At 55.9% G+C, this 16,852-nt stretch carries 14 protein-coding genes; 3 read left to right on the forward strand and 11 right to left on the reverse strand.

Translation table 11 applies throughout. The annotated features are described in order from the left end of the window. Positions 1-275: 275 nt before the first annotated feature. Genes aroB through pilM form a run of 7 tightly spaced genes read right to left on the reverse strand, consistent with a single transcriptional unit; the run spans position 276 to position 6,835 of the window. Positions 276-1,382 carry a 3-dehydroquinate synthase gene (aroB, locus tag ELY38_RS02095; RefSeq protein ID WP_127059853.1) on the reverse strand — a complete coding sequence of 369 codons (1,107 nt, stop codon included), beginning with the start codon at positions 1,380-1,382 and terminating at the stop codon, positions 276-278. Beyond that, entirely contained in the window at positions 1,379-1,945 is a 567-nt protein-coding gene (gene aroK / locus ELY38_RS02100) for a shikimate kinase AroK (protein WP_127059854.1), read from the reverse strand. Before aroK ends, aroB begins: the two co-directional genes overlap by 4 nt. Further along, positions 1,945-3,993 (reverse strand): type IV pilus secretin PilQ, encoded by a 2,049-nt coding sequence (locus ELY38_RS02105; RefSeq protein WP_127059855.1) that lies wholly within the window; start codon positions 3,991-3,993, stop codon positions 1,945-1,947. The genes aroK and ELY38_RS02105 overlap by 1 nt, the downstream gene beginning before the upstream one ends. Before the next feature lie 34 nt (positions 3,994-4,027). Next, entirely contained in the window at positions 4,028-4,558 is a 531-nt protein-coding gene (locus ELY38_RS02110; protein ID WP_127059856.1) for a pilus assembly protein PilP, read from the reverse strand. Then, positions 4,555-5,211, reverse strand: coding sequence for a type IV pilus inner membrane component PilO (locus ELY38_RS02115; protein WP_127059857.1), 657 nt, complete (start codon positions 5,209-5,211; stop codon positions 4,555-4,557). Before ELY38_RS02115 ends, ELY38_RS02110 begins: the two co-directional genes overlap by 4 nt. Further along, on the reverse strand, positions 5,208-5,777 hold the full coding sequence (locus ELY38_RS02120; RefSeq protein ID WP_127059858.1) for a PilN domain-containing protein: 570 nt from the start codon (positions 5,775-5,777) through the stop codon (positions 5,208-5,210). Before ELY38_RS02120 ends, ELY38_RS02115 begins: the two co-directional genes overlap by 4 nt. Then, entirely contained in the window at positions 5,774-6,835 is a 1,062-nt protein-coding gene (pilM, locus tag ELY38_RS02125) for a type IV pilus assembly protein PilM (protein ID WP_127059859.1), read from the reverse strand. The genes ELY38_RS02120 and pilM overlap by 4 nt, the downstream gene beginning before the upstream one ends. Before the next feature lie 193 nt (positions 6,836-7,028). Here pilM and ELY38_RS02130 point away from each other — a divergent pair, with 193 nt between their 5' ends. Then, complete coding sequence (locus ELY38_RS02130; RefSeq protein ID WP_127059860.1) at positions 7,029-9,557, forward strand: penicillin-binding protein 1A; 2,529 nt, start codon at positions 7,029-7,031, stop codon at positions 9,555-9,557. Between the two features lie 94 nt (positions 9,558-9,651). On the opposite strand, the gene ELY38_RS02135 is transcribed toward ELY38_RS02130, so the two are convergent. From ELY38_RS02135 to lhgO, 4 genes are all read right to left on the reverse strand, one after another. Then, positions 9,652-11,664, reverse strand: coding sequence for a TRAP transporter permease (locus ELY38_RS02135; protein ID WP_127059861.1), 2,013 nt, complete (start codon positions 11,662-11,664; stop codon positions 9,652-9,654). A gap of 164 nt (positions 11,665-11,828) precedes the next feature. Beyond that, positions 11,829-12,326: a DUF1850 domain-containing protein gene (locus ELY38_RS02140; RefSeq protein ID WP_127059862.1), complete on the reverse strand. Its 498-nt coding sequence runs from the start codon at positions 12,324-12,326 to the stop codon at positions 11,829-11,831. A gap of 62 nt (positions 12,327-12,388) precedes the next feature. Further along, entirely contained in the window at positions 12,389-13,348 is a 960-nt protein-coding gene (locus ELY38_RS02145) for a TAXI family TRAP transporter solute-binding subunit (protein WP_127059863.1), read from the reverse strand. A 120-nt stretch (positions 13,349-13,468) separates the two neighbouring features. Next, complete coding sequence (lhgO, locus tag ELY38_RS02150) at positions 13,469-14,665, reverse strand: L-2-hydroxyglutarate oxidase (RefSeq protein ID WP_127059864.1); 1,197 nt, start codon at positions 14,663-14,665, stop codon at positions 13,469-13,471. A 138-nt stretch (positions 14,666-14,803) separates the two neighbouring features. Here lhgO and csiR point away from each other — a divergent pair, with 138 nt between their 5' ends. Both csiR and ELY38_RS02160 read left to right on the forward strand, forming a co-directional pair. Then, positions 14,804-15,493: a DNA-binding transcriptional regulator CsiR gene (csiR, locus tag ELY38_RS02155; RefSeq protein WP_127060140.1), complete on the forward strand. Its 690-nt coding sequence runs from the start codon at positions 14,804-14,806 to the stop codon at positions 15,491-15,493. Between the two features lie 172 nt (positions 15,494-15,665). Next, on the forward strand, positions 15,666-16,844 hold the full coding sequence (locus tag ELY38_RS02160) for an acyl-CoA dehydrogenase (RefSeq protein ID WP_127059865.1): 1,179 nt from the start codon (positions 15,666-15,668) through the stop codon (positions 16,842-16,844). Positions 16,845-16,852 lie beyond the last annotated feature (8 nt).

Here is a 16,852-nt window from a genome sequence, read left to right on the forward strand (position 1 = left end):
GCTACGAAGACCAAGAAACCCTTTTCAAATCCGCTATTTGCAACACTCTCCGCTATTAAAAATACATACACTTCAAGGACTTGCAAAGCAGTAAAACGGTATTTCAACGATAAATAGGAAGAGTTATACTTTAGTCTAATAACCTCTTAAAAACCCATGCCGATAGCGCATACGCCATGCTGATTAGATAATGATCAATTTTCTAACACTGTTCTAAAACACAAAAACCCGCCGAAAGGCGGGTTTAATGAAAGCAGCGCGTTCTTACTGGCGGGTTACGCCCGCGGATAGCGGTCTATCAAGTTGCGCAATATGTTCTCCGGGGTGGCATCATTGATGCAGGCATCGCCCAAGGCATTAAGCAGCACCAGCCGCAGCCTGGCATCCACGTTTTTCTTATCCAGGCGCATGCGGGTTATAAAATCATTGCTCTGCATGTTTGCAGGCGCTGCCAGCGGCAGCCCGGCGCTGTCAATGATGGCTTGGACACGGGCTAGATCGGCCGCGCTAATAAGGCCCAACTGCTCGGAAAGCGTAGCAGCCATGGCCATCCCAGCGCCTACCGCTTCGCCGTGCAGCCAGTTGCCGTACCCTTGATGCGCCTCGATGGCGTGACCAAAGGTATGCCCCAGGTTGAGCAGGGCGCGCATGCCCTGCTCGGTTTCATCATCCGCGACAATATCGGCTTTAATCTGGCAGCTGCGCGCAATGGCTTCGCTGACTGTTGCGGGGTCAATCCGGCGTAACGCCGCCATATTGTCCTCCAGCCAGCCAAGAAATGCCTCGTCACGAATCAACCCGTACTTGATCACTTCGGCAAGCCCTGCTGAAAGTTCGCGGTCAGGCAACGTTGCAAGCGTTGCAATATCGATCAATACCGCTTTAGGCTGCCAGAATGCACCAATCATGTTCTTGCCGAGAGGATGGTTGACCCCCGTTTTGCCGCCGACAGAAGAATCCACCTGAGAAAGCAGCGTGGTAGGCACCTGGATAAAGGCAACGCCACGCTGATAGGACGCCGCCGCATAGCCCACCATATCGCCAATCACGCCACCACCTAATGCGACCAGCGTACAGCGGCGATTAAAGCCTGCCTCAAGCAGGGCATCCCAGATACGGTTGACCTGCTCAATATTTTTGTACTGTTCGCCATCGGGTAGAACCAGTGTGCGTAGCTCTACATTATCCGGAAGATTAGCGCACAGCGTCTCCAGATAAAGCGGGGCAATGGTTTCATTAGTCACTACCATTACCTGCTTACCCGCCAGATAAGGCGTCAACGCCTCAGAGCCACTCAATAATCCGGTGCCTATATGGATCGGATAGCTGCGCTCCCCCAATGCAACATCAAGCGTATGCTGGGCGGTGGCGGGTCGAATCATGGCGATACCTTTGAGTTAAGCGTTTCAGTGCTTTCCAGCGGATCTATCAAGCGGTGCACGCGACGCAGGATTTCATTCACCACGGCGCGCGGACTACGCCGGTCAGTGCGTACGGTAATATCCGAGGTGGCACGGTACAGCGGGTCGCGGGCAGCAAACATGTCAATCAGCACCTGCTCGCGGTTAACACACTGTAGAAGCGGGCGGTTGCGGTCTTTCGCGGTACGCTTGAGCTGCTGATCCACCGTGGTCAACAGATAAATGACCGTGCCGCGCTCTCGCAACGCTTTACGGTTCTCTTCACGTAGAACAGCCCCCCCACCGGTGGCGAGCACCACATTTGAAAGCCGGGTAAGCTCGTCTATCATCTGAATTTCGCGCTGGCGAAAGCCAGGTTCGCCCTCTACATCAAATATCCAGGGGATATCCGCACCGCAGCGGTCTTGAATGGCATGGTCGCTATCATAGAACGTGCGCGACAGCTCGCCTGCCAACAGGCGGCCTATCGTGCTTTTACCAGCCCCCATGGGGCCAATCAGAAAAAGGTTGGGTAAATCCTGCATCAGCGAACCGCCAAGCCATCGTCAAGTAGTCGTGGAGTAATAAAGACTAACAACTCTACCTTCTCATTGCTCTCTTCGGTATACCGAAACAGGCGTCCGAGCAAAGGAATATCACCTAAAAGCGGTGTTTTGGCCATTTGACTCAGCTGCTCGGTGGTCAAAATTCCACCTAACACCACTGTTTGGCCGTTATTCACCAGCACCTGGGTTTCAATCTGGTTGGTATCAATAGGCGGTTCACCGCCAAACCCGGATTCCCGGAAACTGTCATTTTTGATGACCAGATCCATGATAATACGGTTATCCGGAGTAATCTGCGGCGTCACTTCCAGCGAAAGCTCAGCCTCCTTGAACTGGGTATCCGGATTGCCCTGCACATCCACACTCTGGAATGCCCGCTCTTCTCCCTGGCGAATGATGGCCGTGCGCTGGTTGGCGGTAATCACTCGAGGCTGGGAAATGGTCTGGCTTTTGCCTTCGCTCTCTAGCGCGCGAAGCTCAAGGTCCAGCAGCACATCACCGGATAAATAGCCAAAGCTGAAGCCTGTTCCTGGACCTGAAGGTGAGCCGAGATCAACGGCCAGGCCGCCGCGCGCCCGGCTCAGGCCATCCGGGTTGATATTTCGCCGTCCAACATTACCGCTTTCTGTCGCCTGGAAGCCTCGCGTGCTGGAAACGCCCCAGTTGACTCCCAGCTCTCGAGAGGCGGTATCTCGGGCAATCACGATGCGCGCTTCTATCTGCACCTGGCGCACCGGTACGTCCAGTCTCGCCAGCGTACTCAAGATGCTCTCTACCTGCTCGGCGGTATCCTGCACCCAAAGGGCATTGGTTCTAGGATCAACGCTAATCCGACCACGCTCGGTCAAGAGCCCAAAGCCCTCGTTGCCGCGCAGCAGCTGGGCAAGGTCCTCAGCACGCGCGTACTTCACCTCAATAAGTTCACTGACCAGCGGCGATAGTGTTGCCTGATGGCTCTGGGCCTCGATTTTCTGCCGCTCAAGTTCAGCAAGCTCCCCAGTAGGCGCTATAAGAATAACGTTGTCGCTCTCACGACTTGAAAGCCCCTGGCTTTGTAAAATCAGCGCCAGCGCCTGATCCCAGGGCACATCATTAAGGTTCAGGGTGATGCGCCCGGCCACGCTATCACTGGCGATCAGGTTAAGCCCGGTGAATTCGGCAAGCGTTGCCAACACGGCGCGGATGTCCATGTCCTGAACGTTCAGGCTTAGCCGCTCACCGGTGAAACGGCGCTGTGAATCTTGCTGTACGGGCTGCGGCTCGGCGGGCTGCACGTCGATCGTCACTACCCGGCCACTTTGCGAAGAGAGCATGGCATAAGGGCCATCAATGGTTAACGCCAGCTTGGTTTCATGCCCACCCGCGCGAGGAGTAATACGCATCACCGGCGTGGCAAAATCACTAACGTCATAAATCCGGTTGAGGGCGTCTGCCAGCGTCACTCCCGGCAACGTGACTACCGCGGGCGCATCAGGCGCGCCGCGCGGCACATCATGAACCTGTACGGTCACATCGTCGCGGTCCAGTGTTACCAATAGGCGGCCTGCGCCCGCTGGCCCGCGCTGAAAATCAATGCCGGTAATTTGCGGCCCCTGGGCTGTTTGCAATGGCGCACTTTCCAAACGCCCGGTTTCTAAAAGCCCGGCCTCCAAAGGCGCGCGGAGAGATATGTGTACTTGATCATCTATAGCCTGCGAGGTGTAATCCAAGAGTGTCGTCAGGCCTATCACCAGCCGGGTGCGGCCATTACCTTCCAGCACACTGATTCGCCCAATGCCGCCTTGGTCAACCTCAATGTGGCGCTGTCCCAGACCATTCTGGGCACCAGCCAGGTCCAGCGTCAAACGCGGCGGATGATCAAGGCGGTAACCCTGCAGCTCAGCTACCCCGCCGCTGAACTGAAGCGCTAACTGCGTCTCGTCACCGCTCACTGGGTGCACATCGATGGCGGTCAGTACTGACGCCAGAGCTGACCAGGGCATTAGCGCCAACACCACCAGGGTCATTCGGTTCACTAATAAAGCCATGACGTGCTCTCGTAAGGTTGAAATCAATAGTGTGTTATCGCACGTCCAGCACAAGAGATGCTGTGCGTGCCTGCCACCCTTGTGGCGTGGCGGTGCGTTCAGCAATACGCACTTCTTGCCGGGTAATCTGGGTAATACGTCCTTTATCGCTGCCCACATACGCCCCCAGGGGCGCGCTGGTTACCTGCCCCTCCGGTGTCTCGATCAGGGCCACGCGCTGCTCCCCCATAACAAGCGTGCCCACTAGGCGCAGCTCGGAAAGCGTAAAATGCTCAAGAGGCTCCAGCGGGCGCAGCGTTTGTGCCGCAAGCACATCTGCCTGTAATGAAGGGCCACGCTCGGCAATGGCAGCCGGTGGTTGAAAGGGGCTGCGGCTTGCCGCGTAGTCATAGGTCATTGAAGACGTGGTAAAAAATGGTTCGGTCGCATCACGTGCAGAAGCGTCAGCTACACGCGTTTGAGATGAGTGGCGCAACTCGGCCAACGTAGCGTCCAAGCGCTCTAGCTCCGGGTTGCCACACCCTGCAAGCCAAAGCATGCCCAGCATGCTGATCAGCCACTTCATGGGGGCCCCTCTTGATACTCATCGTCATGCGTCTGATCCGTTTCGCCATAGGCTTTTGCTACCAGCGTCATTGCCAGCATATCGCTTTGCGGATCAACAGGAGCAAGCGTGAAAGCATGCTGAGTGATAAGCCGTGGCAACGTACTTATGTCACTAATAAACTGCGCCAGCTGGTGATAGCCACCCTGTACCCGAATATCCAGCGGATACTCGGTATAGGCTGAACGCGCAATAACGGGCTGCAGCTGGATGGTTTCGATGACAAGCTGGTTATCATCGGCGGCATTGATAATGCTATCCAACAAGGCGGGAGTATCATCGTGGGGCGTTAATGTAGCGCGTACCTGAACCCTCTGCGCCTCCAGCTCTGCCAGCTGGGTACGTGTATGGGCAAGCAACCCGGCCGCGTGAACGCTCCCTCGATAGTCGTTTAATAAGCGTACTTCCTGGCGCTGGGCGGCAGCCAAGGCTGAGCGATAATCGCTTACCCACCACCAGCCAGTGAGCGTTAACGCGACTAAAAACACCAGTACGCCGCTAAGCACTTTCACCGCCCAAGGCCAGGCGCCTGCTTCTTGAAGGTCCAATGCTTGCCAGTCAAGCATGCGCAGACGTTGCCACTCCTCTCGCCACAGCTGGACATAACGCTTCATGGCGGCGCCTCCTTATCGGCTAATAAGGAAGACGGCCGGGCCTGCGCTATTTCTAACGTGAAAATGCGCTGACCTTCGGGCTCGCTGGTCACCCCAGCAAGTACCGGTGCATTCAACCCCGGCTGTTCAGCCAGACGGCGCAGTTGCTCAGACATTTGACGTTCATTCGGGGCTACCGCTGTTACATTTATCTGGCCATGACGGCGCTCAAGATGCCGGTAGGTCACGCCGTCTTCAAGGCTTGCAGCCAGGTCATTAAACAGGCGCAAGGTATCCGTTCGCGTCTCAAGCAGGCGCTTGAAGCGCGCTAGCTGCTGGTCAAGATCCGCCACCTCTCCGTGATAGTGCTCGGCCTGGGCAATTTCATCATCAAAGTGCGCTATGTGCGCCACTATGTGGGCATTGCGCTGCTGCTGTGCCGCAAGCGTTTGCTGATAACCGTAAGCCACCGCACCGCCAAGCCCGGTCCCCAACGCACCTGAAAGCAGCATGGCACCATAAAACATGCGCGTACGCTTTATGCGTCGTACCTCTCGCCAGGCCAATAGGTTGATATTACGGCTCATAAATCCACCCGCAGGGCTAGCCCGCAGACATTAAGCAGCGCCGGTAAAGCCTCAGCCAATGCCTGCCCATCGAGGCGCTTATTTAGCTGCATGGGCTGAAGCGGATTACCCAACGCCACCGGTATACCGCAGGTAGTCGCGATATGGGCAGCCAAGCCCGGCAAGCTACTTGAACCGCCCACCAGCACCAGATGCGTCACTTCAACTGACCAGCCTTGGGTATAGTAGAGCTGTAACGCACGGGCCACCTGCTGACCCAGCGCTTCCAGAAAAGGCGTGAGCAACGCGTGTTGAAAATCATCGGGAAGCCCACTGCGCTTTTTAGCCTGCTCGGCGTCTGCCTTATCAAGCGCATAATGCGACTGAATGGCCTGGGTTAAATGCTCGCCGCCTATCGGGCTATCATGGGTATAAACAATGCGCGTTTCTTGGACAACGTGAAATGAACTGACGGCAGCACCTATATCCAACAACCCCACGCAAGCGGGTGAACCTTGGCTCAAGGGCAAATAAGTGCTCATCGCGGAAAATGCACGCTCTATTGCAAAGGTTTCCATATCGATGGCCACCACCTCAAGACCCGCTTGCTCCAGCGCCTCAACCCAGCGCTGGATATCCTGGTGACGACAGGCCACAAGCAGGACTTGCTGTAAATGCGGTGACGTCGGTACCGGCCCCAGAGAGAGAAAATCAAACGCTACGTCATTGAACGCAAAAGGCAGATGGTGGTCTGACTCCACCATCAGACGCTCTTCAACTTCGTCCTCGTTCAGCGCAGCAGGAAGGGTGAGCATTTTAGTGATAGCTACACTGGCAGGGATGGCAATAGCGGCTTTACGGGTAGCTGGCCTGGCATCATCAAGCGCCTGACTCAAGGCATCTGCAACTTCGTTAATGTTTTGAATGCGCCCTTCGACCACTGCGCCATCACTTAGTGGGCGAATCGCATAGTTTTCTACCTGGTAGGTATTACGGCTTTTTTTAAGCTCCAGAAGCTTGACGGAAGACGAGGTAATATCGACGCCGATCAAGCTTTTACTGGCTTTGAGTAAGCGCATTATGGGTTTAGCCCTGCCGCCTGAGATGGCTGACCTGTAGTGATACAGCGCTTTTCTCAGGTAGTGCGCTGTTAAATTTACGGTATATCAACACTGGTGGCCGGTGCCTCGCCTTCCTATAATGGCTGCCAATTGCGCGATACGGCCGTTTAAACGCCGATCCTATTCTTCTTATCATGGGTGCCCCCTGTTCATGACGTTTTTGCGAACCCTTATCCTGTCGCTGTTCTTTCTTATCGTTTCGTTATTCGGCGCCGCCGCGCTTGCCGTGGTGGGTGCCGCTATCTATTTTTCTCCCGGCTTACCCGACGTTCGTCAGTTGCAAAACTTCGAGCTGCATTCGCCGCTACGCATCTTCACCAACGATGGCAAACTGATTGGTGAATTTGGCGAAGAGCGCCGGGTGGTAGTGGATTTCGATGAAATCCCTCAGGACATGGTGAACGCCCTGATCGCCGCCGAGGACACCAATTATTTTGATCATGCCGGGGTCGACCCTCGCGGCCTTGCCCGAGCAGCCGTCGAGCTTGCCCAGAGCGGCGGCACTATCCAGTCAGGCGGCTCGACTATCACCATGCAGGTCGCGCGTAACTACATGCTGACGCTGGATCAGACCTTCACCCGAAAAATTCGTGAAATTCTTCTCGCGCTGCAGATGGAGAAAGTACTGAGCAAGGATGAGATCTTTGAACTTTACGTTAACAAAATTTTCTTAGGAAATCGAGCCTACGGCATTGCCGCCGCGGCCGATACCTATTACGACAAACCGCTGTCTGAACTTACCCTGGCGGAAACGGCCATGATCGCGGGTCTGCCCAAGGCGCCCTCGGCGTTTAACCCACTGGCCAATTCTGAGCGCTCCCTTATTCGACGCAACTGGATTCTGTTCAGGATGCGCGAACTCGGCTATATCGATGACGCCGCCTACCAGACAGCCGTACAGGACCCGGTTACCGCGCGCCGTCACTATATCCAGCCCGAAGTCGATGCTTCTTACGTCGCCGAAATGGCGCGCCAGTATGCCGTTGAGCGCTTTGGCGACACCGCCTATACCGGCGGCTACCGAATCTATACAACGCTGGACAGCAAACTACAGCCGTTCGCCCGCGATGCGCTGGCCAATGGCCTGCGTGAGTATGATGTACGTCACGGCTGGCGCGGTGCCGAGCAGCATGATATTGCACCAAGCCTGGTTGAAGCGCAGGAACGTACGACAACCCAGGGGCTAGAAGAAGAGCTGTCTGAATCGCCCGAGATTCGCCAGACCGCACGCCAAGCCGCCGAACGTAGCCAGACAGAAATTGCGGGCATTGAGGGCGACGTCAGTAACTGGTTGCAGGTACTGGAACGTACGCCCAACTATGGCCTGCTGCAGCCAGCCATTGTGGTAGAAAGCGGCGGCCGTGAAATGCAAGTACTGACTCGCGGTGGAGAGCTGAAAACCATTGGATGGGACGGCTTGAGCTGGGCCCGCCAATATCAGAGCCCGCGTAGCCGAGGTGCTGAGCCAAGTTCTGCCGACCAGATTGCCGTGCGTGGCGATTTGATTCGGGTCATCGAAGCCGAGGATGGCACCGTACGCCTTTCCCAGCGCCCAGATGCAGAAGGCTCGCTAGTGGCTCAGGACCCGCGCACCGGCGCCATTCTTGCCCTGCAGGGTGGGTTTGATTTCAATGCCAGCAAGTTTAACCGTGCCATTCAGGCACAGCGTCAGGCAGGTTCTATCTTCAAACCGTTTATCTATCTGGCGGCACTTCAGGATGGTGAAATGAACGCGGCAAGCGTGGTCAACGACGCGCCGGTCGTACTTGATGATGGCAGCAACTCGTTATGGCGCCCCGTCAACTCCAGCCGCGATTTCCAAGGCCCCATGCGGCTTCGCCCGGCCTTGGCCCGCTCGCGTAACCTGGTCACCATCCGCGTTCTGCAGACCATGGGGCTGGACCATACAATTAATTATCTGGAAGGCTTTGGCTTTACTCCTGGCCGCCTGCCCCACGGGCTTTCCCTGGCACTGGGAAGCGCCAGCCTGACACCGCTGGAAATGACCAACGCCTACTCGGTTATTGCCAACGGCGGTTTCCAGGTGGCTCCTTGGTTTATCGAGCGTGTCACCCGCAACGATGACAGTGAGCTTATTGATGAAGCAACGCCTCAGGTTGCCTGCCCCAGCTGCGAAGAGGGTCAGGAAACCGTTGAAATCAATGGCCGTGAATATCCGGTAGCCAAGCGCGTAGCCGATGCCGCCGCCGTTTATATCCTTCGCGACATGCTGCGTGACGTTATTACCTCGGGCACTGGCCGCGGTGCGCTCAGCCTCAATCGTGAAGATATCGTGGGTAAAACCGGTACCACCAACAGTCAGCGTGACGCCTGGTTTGCAGGTTTTAACAGCGATCTGGTTACCACGGTCTGGGTGGGCAAAGACAGCAACGAAACCATTGCTGAATACGGCGCCAACGCGGCACTGCCCATCTGGACAGCCTTTATGGGCAAAGCGCTGGAAGGTACCCCCAGCGCCATGCCGGAGCGCCCCGATACCGTTGTCACCGCGCAGGTAGACCCTAATACAGGGCGCCGCTTGCAGGATGGACAGGGCGGCGGTATTACCGAGTTCTTCCATCGCGATCACCTGCCCGACTATCAGCCACGCCGTATTAGCCGTGAACTGGAAGAAGCCAGCGGCTCGCAAGGCTCAGGCACCGCGGAATCGATCTTCTAAGCCACGCTAGAGCAAGAAATGTAAAAGCCCGGAAACCTAATGGTTTCCGGGCTTTTTTATATGCCTGTTATGGGCAGATGCCTATTTACAAGCTTTAAGCCACTGCAACAGGCGCCTCACGCTTACTGGTCTTCCAGTTAAGGCCAATGGCCACCACCATTACCACAACGCCGATCACCTCGGTCAGCAAGCTCGGGTAGAACACGCCAAAGATAGCGGCACTGATCGCCAGGCGTGGCAGCCAGGCCATACGGGTAAACAGATACCCTTCCAAAGCCGCGGCGAAGGCGCATAACGCCAGAATGGCAATTACCGCGTTCCATGCCACCACCAGCACCGGCCCGCCCACGATAATCTCAGGGTTAAAGACCATAAACAGCGGAATCAGGTAAAGTCCTTTGGCAAATTTCCAGGCCTGGAAGCCGGTTTCCATAGGCTTACTACCCGCGATGGCCGCCCCGGCAAACCCCGCCAGGGCTATGGGCGGCGTCACGTTAGAATCCTGGGAGTACCAGAACACCACCAAGTGAGCGATCAGTAGCGGTACACCAAACTCAGAGGTAAGCGCCGGACCAACCAGCACGATCAACACAATGTAGCTGGCAGTGACCGGCAGTCCCATGCCCAGAATCAGGCTAGCCAATAACACCATGACCAGCGCCAACACCAGGTTACCGCCGGAGAACGCCAGCATCATCGAGGAGAATTTGAGCCCCAGGCCTGTCAAGCCCACAACGCCAACGATAATACCCGCCACCGCACAGGCCATAGAGACCGCGACGGCATTACGGGCGCCCAGCTCGAGTCCTTCGATCAATTTGATTAATCCGGCCCAGATAACGTCCTTGGTCCGGCTGAGCGTCACCGGCTGGCCCTGCCCAGGGGCCACGAAAAAATACCATAGCGCATAGCGTATAACGGCCACAGCCACCATAGTGATAACCGCGTAATAACCTACCCGCATGGGCGAGAGGTTCATCACCAGGAGCCACACCAGTACCGCCAGCGGTAGCAGGAAATGCCAACCCTCTTTCATCACCTGACGCATTTGCGGCAGCTCGCTTCGGGGCATGCCTTGCATGCCTTGCTTGAGCGCAATGATATGCACGAACAGATACACTGTTGCAAAGTACATGATGGCGGGCAAGATACTGATTTTGACGATATCCAGATACGGTGTATTCGTGTATTCAGCAATCAAAAACGCGCCTGCACCCATCAAGGGCGGCATGATCTGCCCGCCGGTTGATGCCGCCGCCTCAATACCCCCCGCCTGCTTGGGCTGATAGCCCAGCTTTTTCATCAAGGGAATGGTAAAGGCGCCGGTAGTGACCACGTTGGCAATCGCGCTACCTGAGATCGAGCCCATGCCCGCCGAGGCAAGCACAGCGGCTTTTGCCGGGCCGCCACGTTGGCGGCCGGTTGCGGCGTAGGCCATATCGATAAAGAACTTGCCCGCCCCGGTGCTCTCTAAAAACGCCCCAAACAGCACAAAGATAAAGATGTAAGTGGCCGCCACACCCAGCGGCAGGCCAAAGATACCTTCCTGGCCCAGATAGAGCTGCCCGGCGACCCGGTCGAGCGTATAGCCGCGGTGATTCAAGATGCCGGGCAGCCACTCGCCTAGCCAAGGTAGCTCGCCGCGCGGCCCGGCAAACGCATACACGATAGCCAGTACGCCGATAATCGTCATGCCAAGCCCCACCGCACGGCGGCTAGCTTCCAGTACCGTGACCGTGGCGATACAGGCCACCAGTATATCGGTATCACTCCAGAACCCGGCACGGCTTACAATCTCGTCCAGAAAGAGAACCAGATAGCCACCGGTAATCAACGCACCGGCAAAAAATATGAGATCGATCCCCCAGCCAACCACACCGCGCTTACGCGATGGCCCAAAGGCGGGAAACATTAAAAATGCCAGCAGCATGATTAGCGCAAGGTGAATGCCACGCTGGTAAAACAGTCCCAACGGCTGAATGCCGGCGGAGTAGAGTTGGAACAGGGAAAGTCCGACCGCCACGATGGTGATAAGCCACAGCACCACGCGCGGTTGAATCGCATTACCGCCCGGCATCAATACCGGCGGTGGATTGGATTCGTTCATGAAGTCCTCGGAAAATGTTGTCTAGCTTGTTTTTACTGATCGGTGATTTGGTTGCTTAAGCTCTAGAGGCCTAATGTGTAGTGCTGCGTTTTCTTATTGTCTGCGTCTCTATTACATCAAGTTTATTAAGCTTTCCGTATTCAGCGTGGCGAATTGTTTGCCAGTTATGAATTGTCTATGAGTTGGATCACCACCCGCTGCCCGGCCGCCTGCTCACTTAGGCTGACGCTTGGATGCTCGCCATCAGGCCATACCACCTGATGATTGACCGCCGGCGATCCGACACGGAGGAGATAGCGATTGTTGGCGACAGGCTCGTTGATCGCATTAATCCAATAGCCCCCTTGGCCATCAGATACCTGCTCTCCCCGGCCAAACACATGCCCAAGCCCTGCTGCAAAGTCAGGCTGGTGACTGCGTTCAAGCTGCATGACACCTGCTACATTGCGATAGCAGTCCAGCACCGTGAAATGCTTGACCGAGTGCTTCCATTCAATACACCAGCGCGACCCGGCGGGCGCTTGCCTGTCTACCAGCGTCTCGCCCTGCTCGGTAGTGACCGAAAGCCGCCAAGACGCAGACGCCGAAGCAGGGGAAGCCCCGACTTCGGCGAACGGCATGCATATGAACAAAAGCGCCATCAGTTGTTGTTGCCGCTGCATGGCGAAATGCCCTTTATTAGCTATCTGCAAAACAGCCGCTTAGCAGCTGCATACGCCACCCGTTATGGGCGAAGACGATCCGGAATCTCAACACCGGTTTCTTCAAAATAGCGAATAGCGCCCGGGTGCAGCGGCACCGGCGTTGACTTCATGGTGAAATCAACCGTGGTGTCATTGGCTGCCGGGTGTACTGCGATCAACTCATCGGTGTTTTCAAACAGCAGTTGGGTCAGCTGATAGGCAAGCTCTTCATCCATATCGGCATTGACCACCAGAACGTTGGGAATACCGATGGTTTGAACCGCCTCGTCCATGCCGTCATACATGCCGGCCGCCAGCTCGTAGGGAGCGAAAACCGCTTCCTCTTCCTGAGCATTGGCAATTTCTTCTTCGGAAAGACCAATCAGGCGAATATCACGCGTGGCCGCCAGGTTCAGAATGGAACTGGTGGGCGGGCCAACGCTCCAGAAACCGGCATCGATATCACCATCACGGATGGCATCGGCGGTTTCGTTAAAGTTGAGTCGCTGAGGGGTAAAATCGCTGTAGCTGATGCCGTTGGCTTCCAGTACCGCACGGGCATTAAGCTCTGTACCACTTCCCGGTGCGCCTACCGATACACGTTTACCAGCGAGATCTGCAATGGATTCAATATCCGACTCAGCAAGCGTTACCAGCTGAACCGCGTTGGGATATACCGACGCCAGGGCACGGGTATTTTCAATCTGGCGGCCTTCAAAGTCACCCGTACCGGTATACGCCTGATACACCGTATCGGCCAGCGCCAGGGCCAGGTCAGCATCGCCACGCATGATCAGTCCCATGTTCTCAACCGACGCACCGGTCACTTCGGCGGTCGCCTGGGCGCCTTCGATATGGTTGTTGATCATCTCGGCCAAGCCGCCGCCGATCGGGTAATAAACGCCCCCGGTGCCGCCAGTAGCGATAGAAAGCTGTTGCGCACTGGCGGGCAGTGCTACGGCTAGCATGGATGCTGCGGCTGCATATTTTAGTGTTTTCATGCGCATTGCCTCCGTCCTGTTGGACTTATAGGTAGAGTTGACAATTAGGGAGGTGTAAAGCCGCCGTCTCTGTTCCATCAGAGGCGGTAGAGTGAAGTTAGCACGGCTTATACGCTGATGTTAATGGGACAATAGTGCCACGACCTGCTTAGTAATATGCGCACCAATGGGCAGCGCCGAGGTGGCCGCCGGTGAAGGTGCATTGCCTACGTTCACCGTCCGTCGTGTATTCACGAACAGAAAGTCATCGACTAGCTTGCCCGCTTTAGAGACTGCCTGCGCACGAACGCCTGCCGGGTAAGGCTTGAGATCCTCAATGTTTAATTGCGGGCAGTACTTACGTACAAGTTCCAGGTAGCCACGCTTGTAAAGCGAATTCTTCATTTCGCCAAGCCCCGGCTTCAGGTGTTTGCCCAGCACTTTTAAAATACCGGGGTGGGTAAACATCTGACTCATATCACGCAGTGACATGTCCTGTTTGCGGTAACCTTCGCGCTTAAGCGCCAGCACCGCATTGGGGCCCACCGTTACGCTACCGTCGATCATGCGGGTCAGGTGCACGCCTAGAAAGGGCATGGCCGGGTCAGGAATGGGATAAATCAGATGATTAACGATGTGGTTATGCTTCTCGGGCAACAGGTAGTATTCGCCTCGAAACGGGCAGATGGTAAAGCCGGGGTCCTGACCCAGCATACGAATCACCCGATCTGCCATTAACCCGGCACAGGCCACCAGGTAACGGCCGGAAAAGGTGTCATTAGAGGTGCTCACCACGACCTCGGTTCGCCGCTCTTCTAGCGCCTTCACCTCAACACCATACTGGATTTTGCCACCTAAGCGCTCAAACTCCGCCGCCATGGCGCGGGTGACTTCGGCATAGTTGACGATACCGCTTGAAGGCACAAAGATACCCGCTTCTCCACGGATGTTGGGTTCCCGCTCTTTGAGCGCCTCAGCGCTTAACCACTCGCGCTCAAGCCCATTGGCGGCTGTACGCTCCCATAGCGCCTGCATACGCTCAGTTTCAAGGGCGTTGGTAGCCACCAAAAGCTTGCCACAGATGTTGTAATCAACCCCGTGCTGGTCGCAGAACTCACGGGTGGCGCGATTGCCTTCAAGGCAGAATTTGGCTTTCAGGCTGCCCGGCGTGTAATACACCCCTGCATGAATAACCCCACTGTTATGGCCGGTTTGGTGCTGGGCCGGGCCACTTTCTTTTTCAAGTACTAACAGGCGTTTATCAGGATAGGTCTGCTGTAGTTGCATGGCGGTCGACATGCCCAAAATACCGCCGCCAATAATGATGAAATCCCACATCAATCACGCCTCCTGTGCCAAATTGTTAAAATTTATTGATAATAGCCGTTATTCTTTTATCTTCGCTTGTTTGCCACCATCGCACCAGGGAGCCGCGTTGTTCTGGAAATTATTATGGAAATTGACATGAAGATTGCCATGGAAACAGATGCGCCGCGTCAGAACCTAGCGATAAACGCTTATCGCACGCTCAAGCACGATATTATCCGTGGCCGCTACGTGCCTAAAGAGAAGCTTCTCATGAGCCTCTTAAAGGAACGCTACGGGGTGAGCACCGGTCCACTGCGTGAAGCCCTTTCGCAATTGGTCGCCGACCGCCTGGTCGTGGCGATCAGCCAACGGGGCTACCGGGTCGCCCCCATGTCACTTGCCGAACTTAACGATATCCATGACGCTCGCGCCCAGCTGGAAGGGCTTATCCTGCGACTTGCCATCGAACGAGGCGACGACGACTGGGAAGCCTCTGTAGTCGCTACCGCACACCGGCTTGCTAAAGTGACTGATATCAGCTCGCCCGATGAGCTGCTCGACGGCTGGGATTTTCGCCATAAGGCGTTTCATACTGCCATTGCCAGCGGCTGCAACTCTCCTCACCTGCTGCAAATGCGTAACACCTTATTTGACCAAGTGGAGCGCTACCGCCACCTGTGGCTGCAGGAAACCGTTATGTCCTCAACAGCCCTTGAGCAAAAGCGGCAAGAGCATGCCGCACTGGTAGAGGTCATCCTAGCTCGAGACGCCGAACAGGCTGCCATCTTGATGCGCGACCACTTGATGACGCCCGTCCCCATTATTACCCGGGTGCTTGAAGCACGTGGCATCAGTTAAATTCTGCATTTTAAAAAAATGTAGATATTTTTAAATAACGGCGATACATTGGGTTTACTTGAACAGTTTTTAACTACGTAGTAGATCAATGGATCGTCGTGGGCGCCTGGGTGTGTCTACGCGAAACGCTTCCCTCAAGAATTCTTCTTAAGAACCGTCTAGGAGCTTCGTAATGTCACATTTCAACTGGGATGACCCGCTACTGCTGGAGCAACAGCTCACCGACGAAGAGCGCCAGATTCGTGATGCGGCCCACGACTACTGCCAGGAAAACCTTCAGCCCCGCGTACTGAGCGCTTTCCGTGAGGAGCGCTTTGATCGCGAGATCATGTCTGAGATGGGCGAGCTTGGCCTTCTGGGTGCTACCGTAGCTGAAGAGTACGGCGGCGCGGGCGTCAACCACGTGGCTTACGGCCTGATCGCTCGGGAAGTTGAGCGCGTTGATTCCGGCTATCGTTCCGCCATGAGCGTGCAGTCGTCATTGGTGATGTACCCTATCGAGACATACGGTTCTGAAGAACAGAAACAGAAGTATCTGCCCAAGCTTGCCAGTGGCGAGATGGTCGGCTGCTTTGGCTTGACCGAGCCAGACCACGGCTCCGACCCCGGCTCCATGATTACCCGTGCTGAAAAGGTTGACGGCGGCTACCGGCTAACCGGGGCCAAAATGTGGATTACCAACAGCCCGATTGCCGATATCGCCGTGGTCTGGGCGAAATCTGCCGCCCATGACAACCAGATCAAGGGCTTTATTGTTGAGCGTGGCACCGAAGGTTTCTCCACGCCGAAGATTGAAGGCAAGGTATCGCTACGCGCCTCGATTACCGGTGAAATCGTGCTGGATGGCGCCTTTGTTCCCGAAGAGAACCTGCTGCCCAACGTGAGCGGCCTGAAAGGCCCGTTTGGTTGTTTGAACAAGGCCCGCTACGGCATTGCCTGGGGCGTGATGGGCACGGCCGAATTCTGCTGGCACGCCGCCCGCCAATACACGCTGGACCGCAAGCAGTTTGGCCGCCCCCTGGCCGCCAACCAGCTGATTCAGAAAAAACTCGCTGACATGCAGACGGAAATCACCCTGGGCCTTCAGGCTGCGTTGCAGGTAGGCCGATTGATGGACAGCGGCAACTGGACGCCGGAAATGGTCTCGCTGATCAAGCGCAACAACTGTGGCAAGGCGCTGGATATTGCACGCATGTCGCGGGATATGCACGGCGGCAACGGCGTGTCCGATGAGTACGGCGTGATTCGTCATATGGTGAACCTGGAGTCGGTGAATACCTACGAAGGCACCCATGATGTCCACGCACTGATTCTTGGCCGTGCTCAGACCGGTATTCAGTCGTTTTTCTAAGCCGCTTT

The organism is Vreelandella nanhaiensis (genome assembly GCF_003990185.1).
In the GTDB taxonomy this organism is placed as follows: Bacteria; Pseudomonadota; Gammaproteobacteria; order Pseudomonadales; family Halomonadaceae; genus Vreelandella; species Vreelandella nanhaiensis.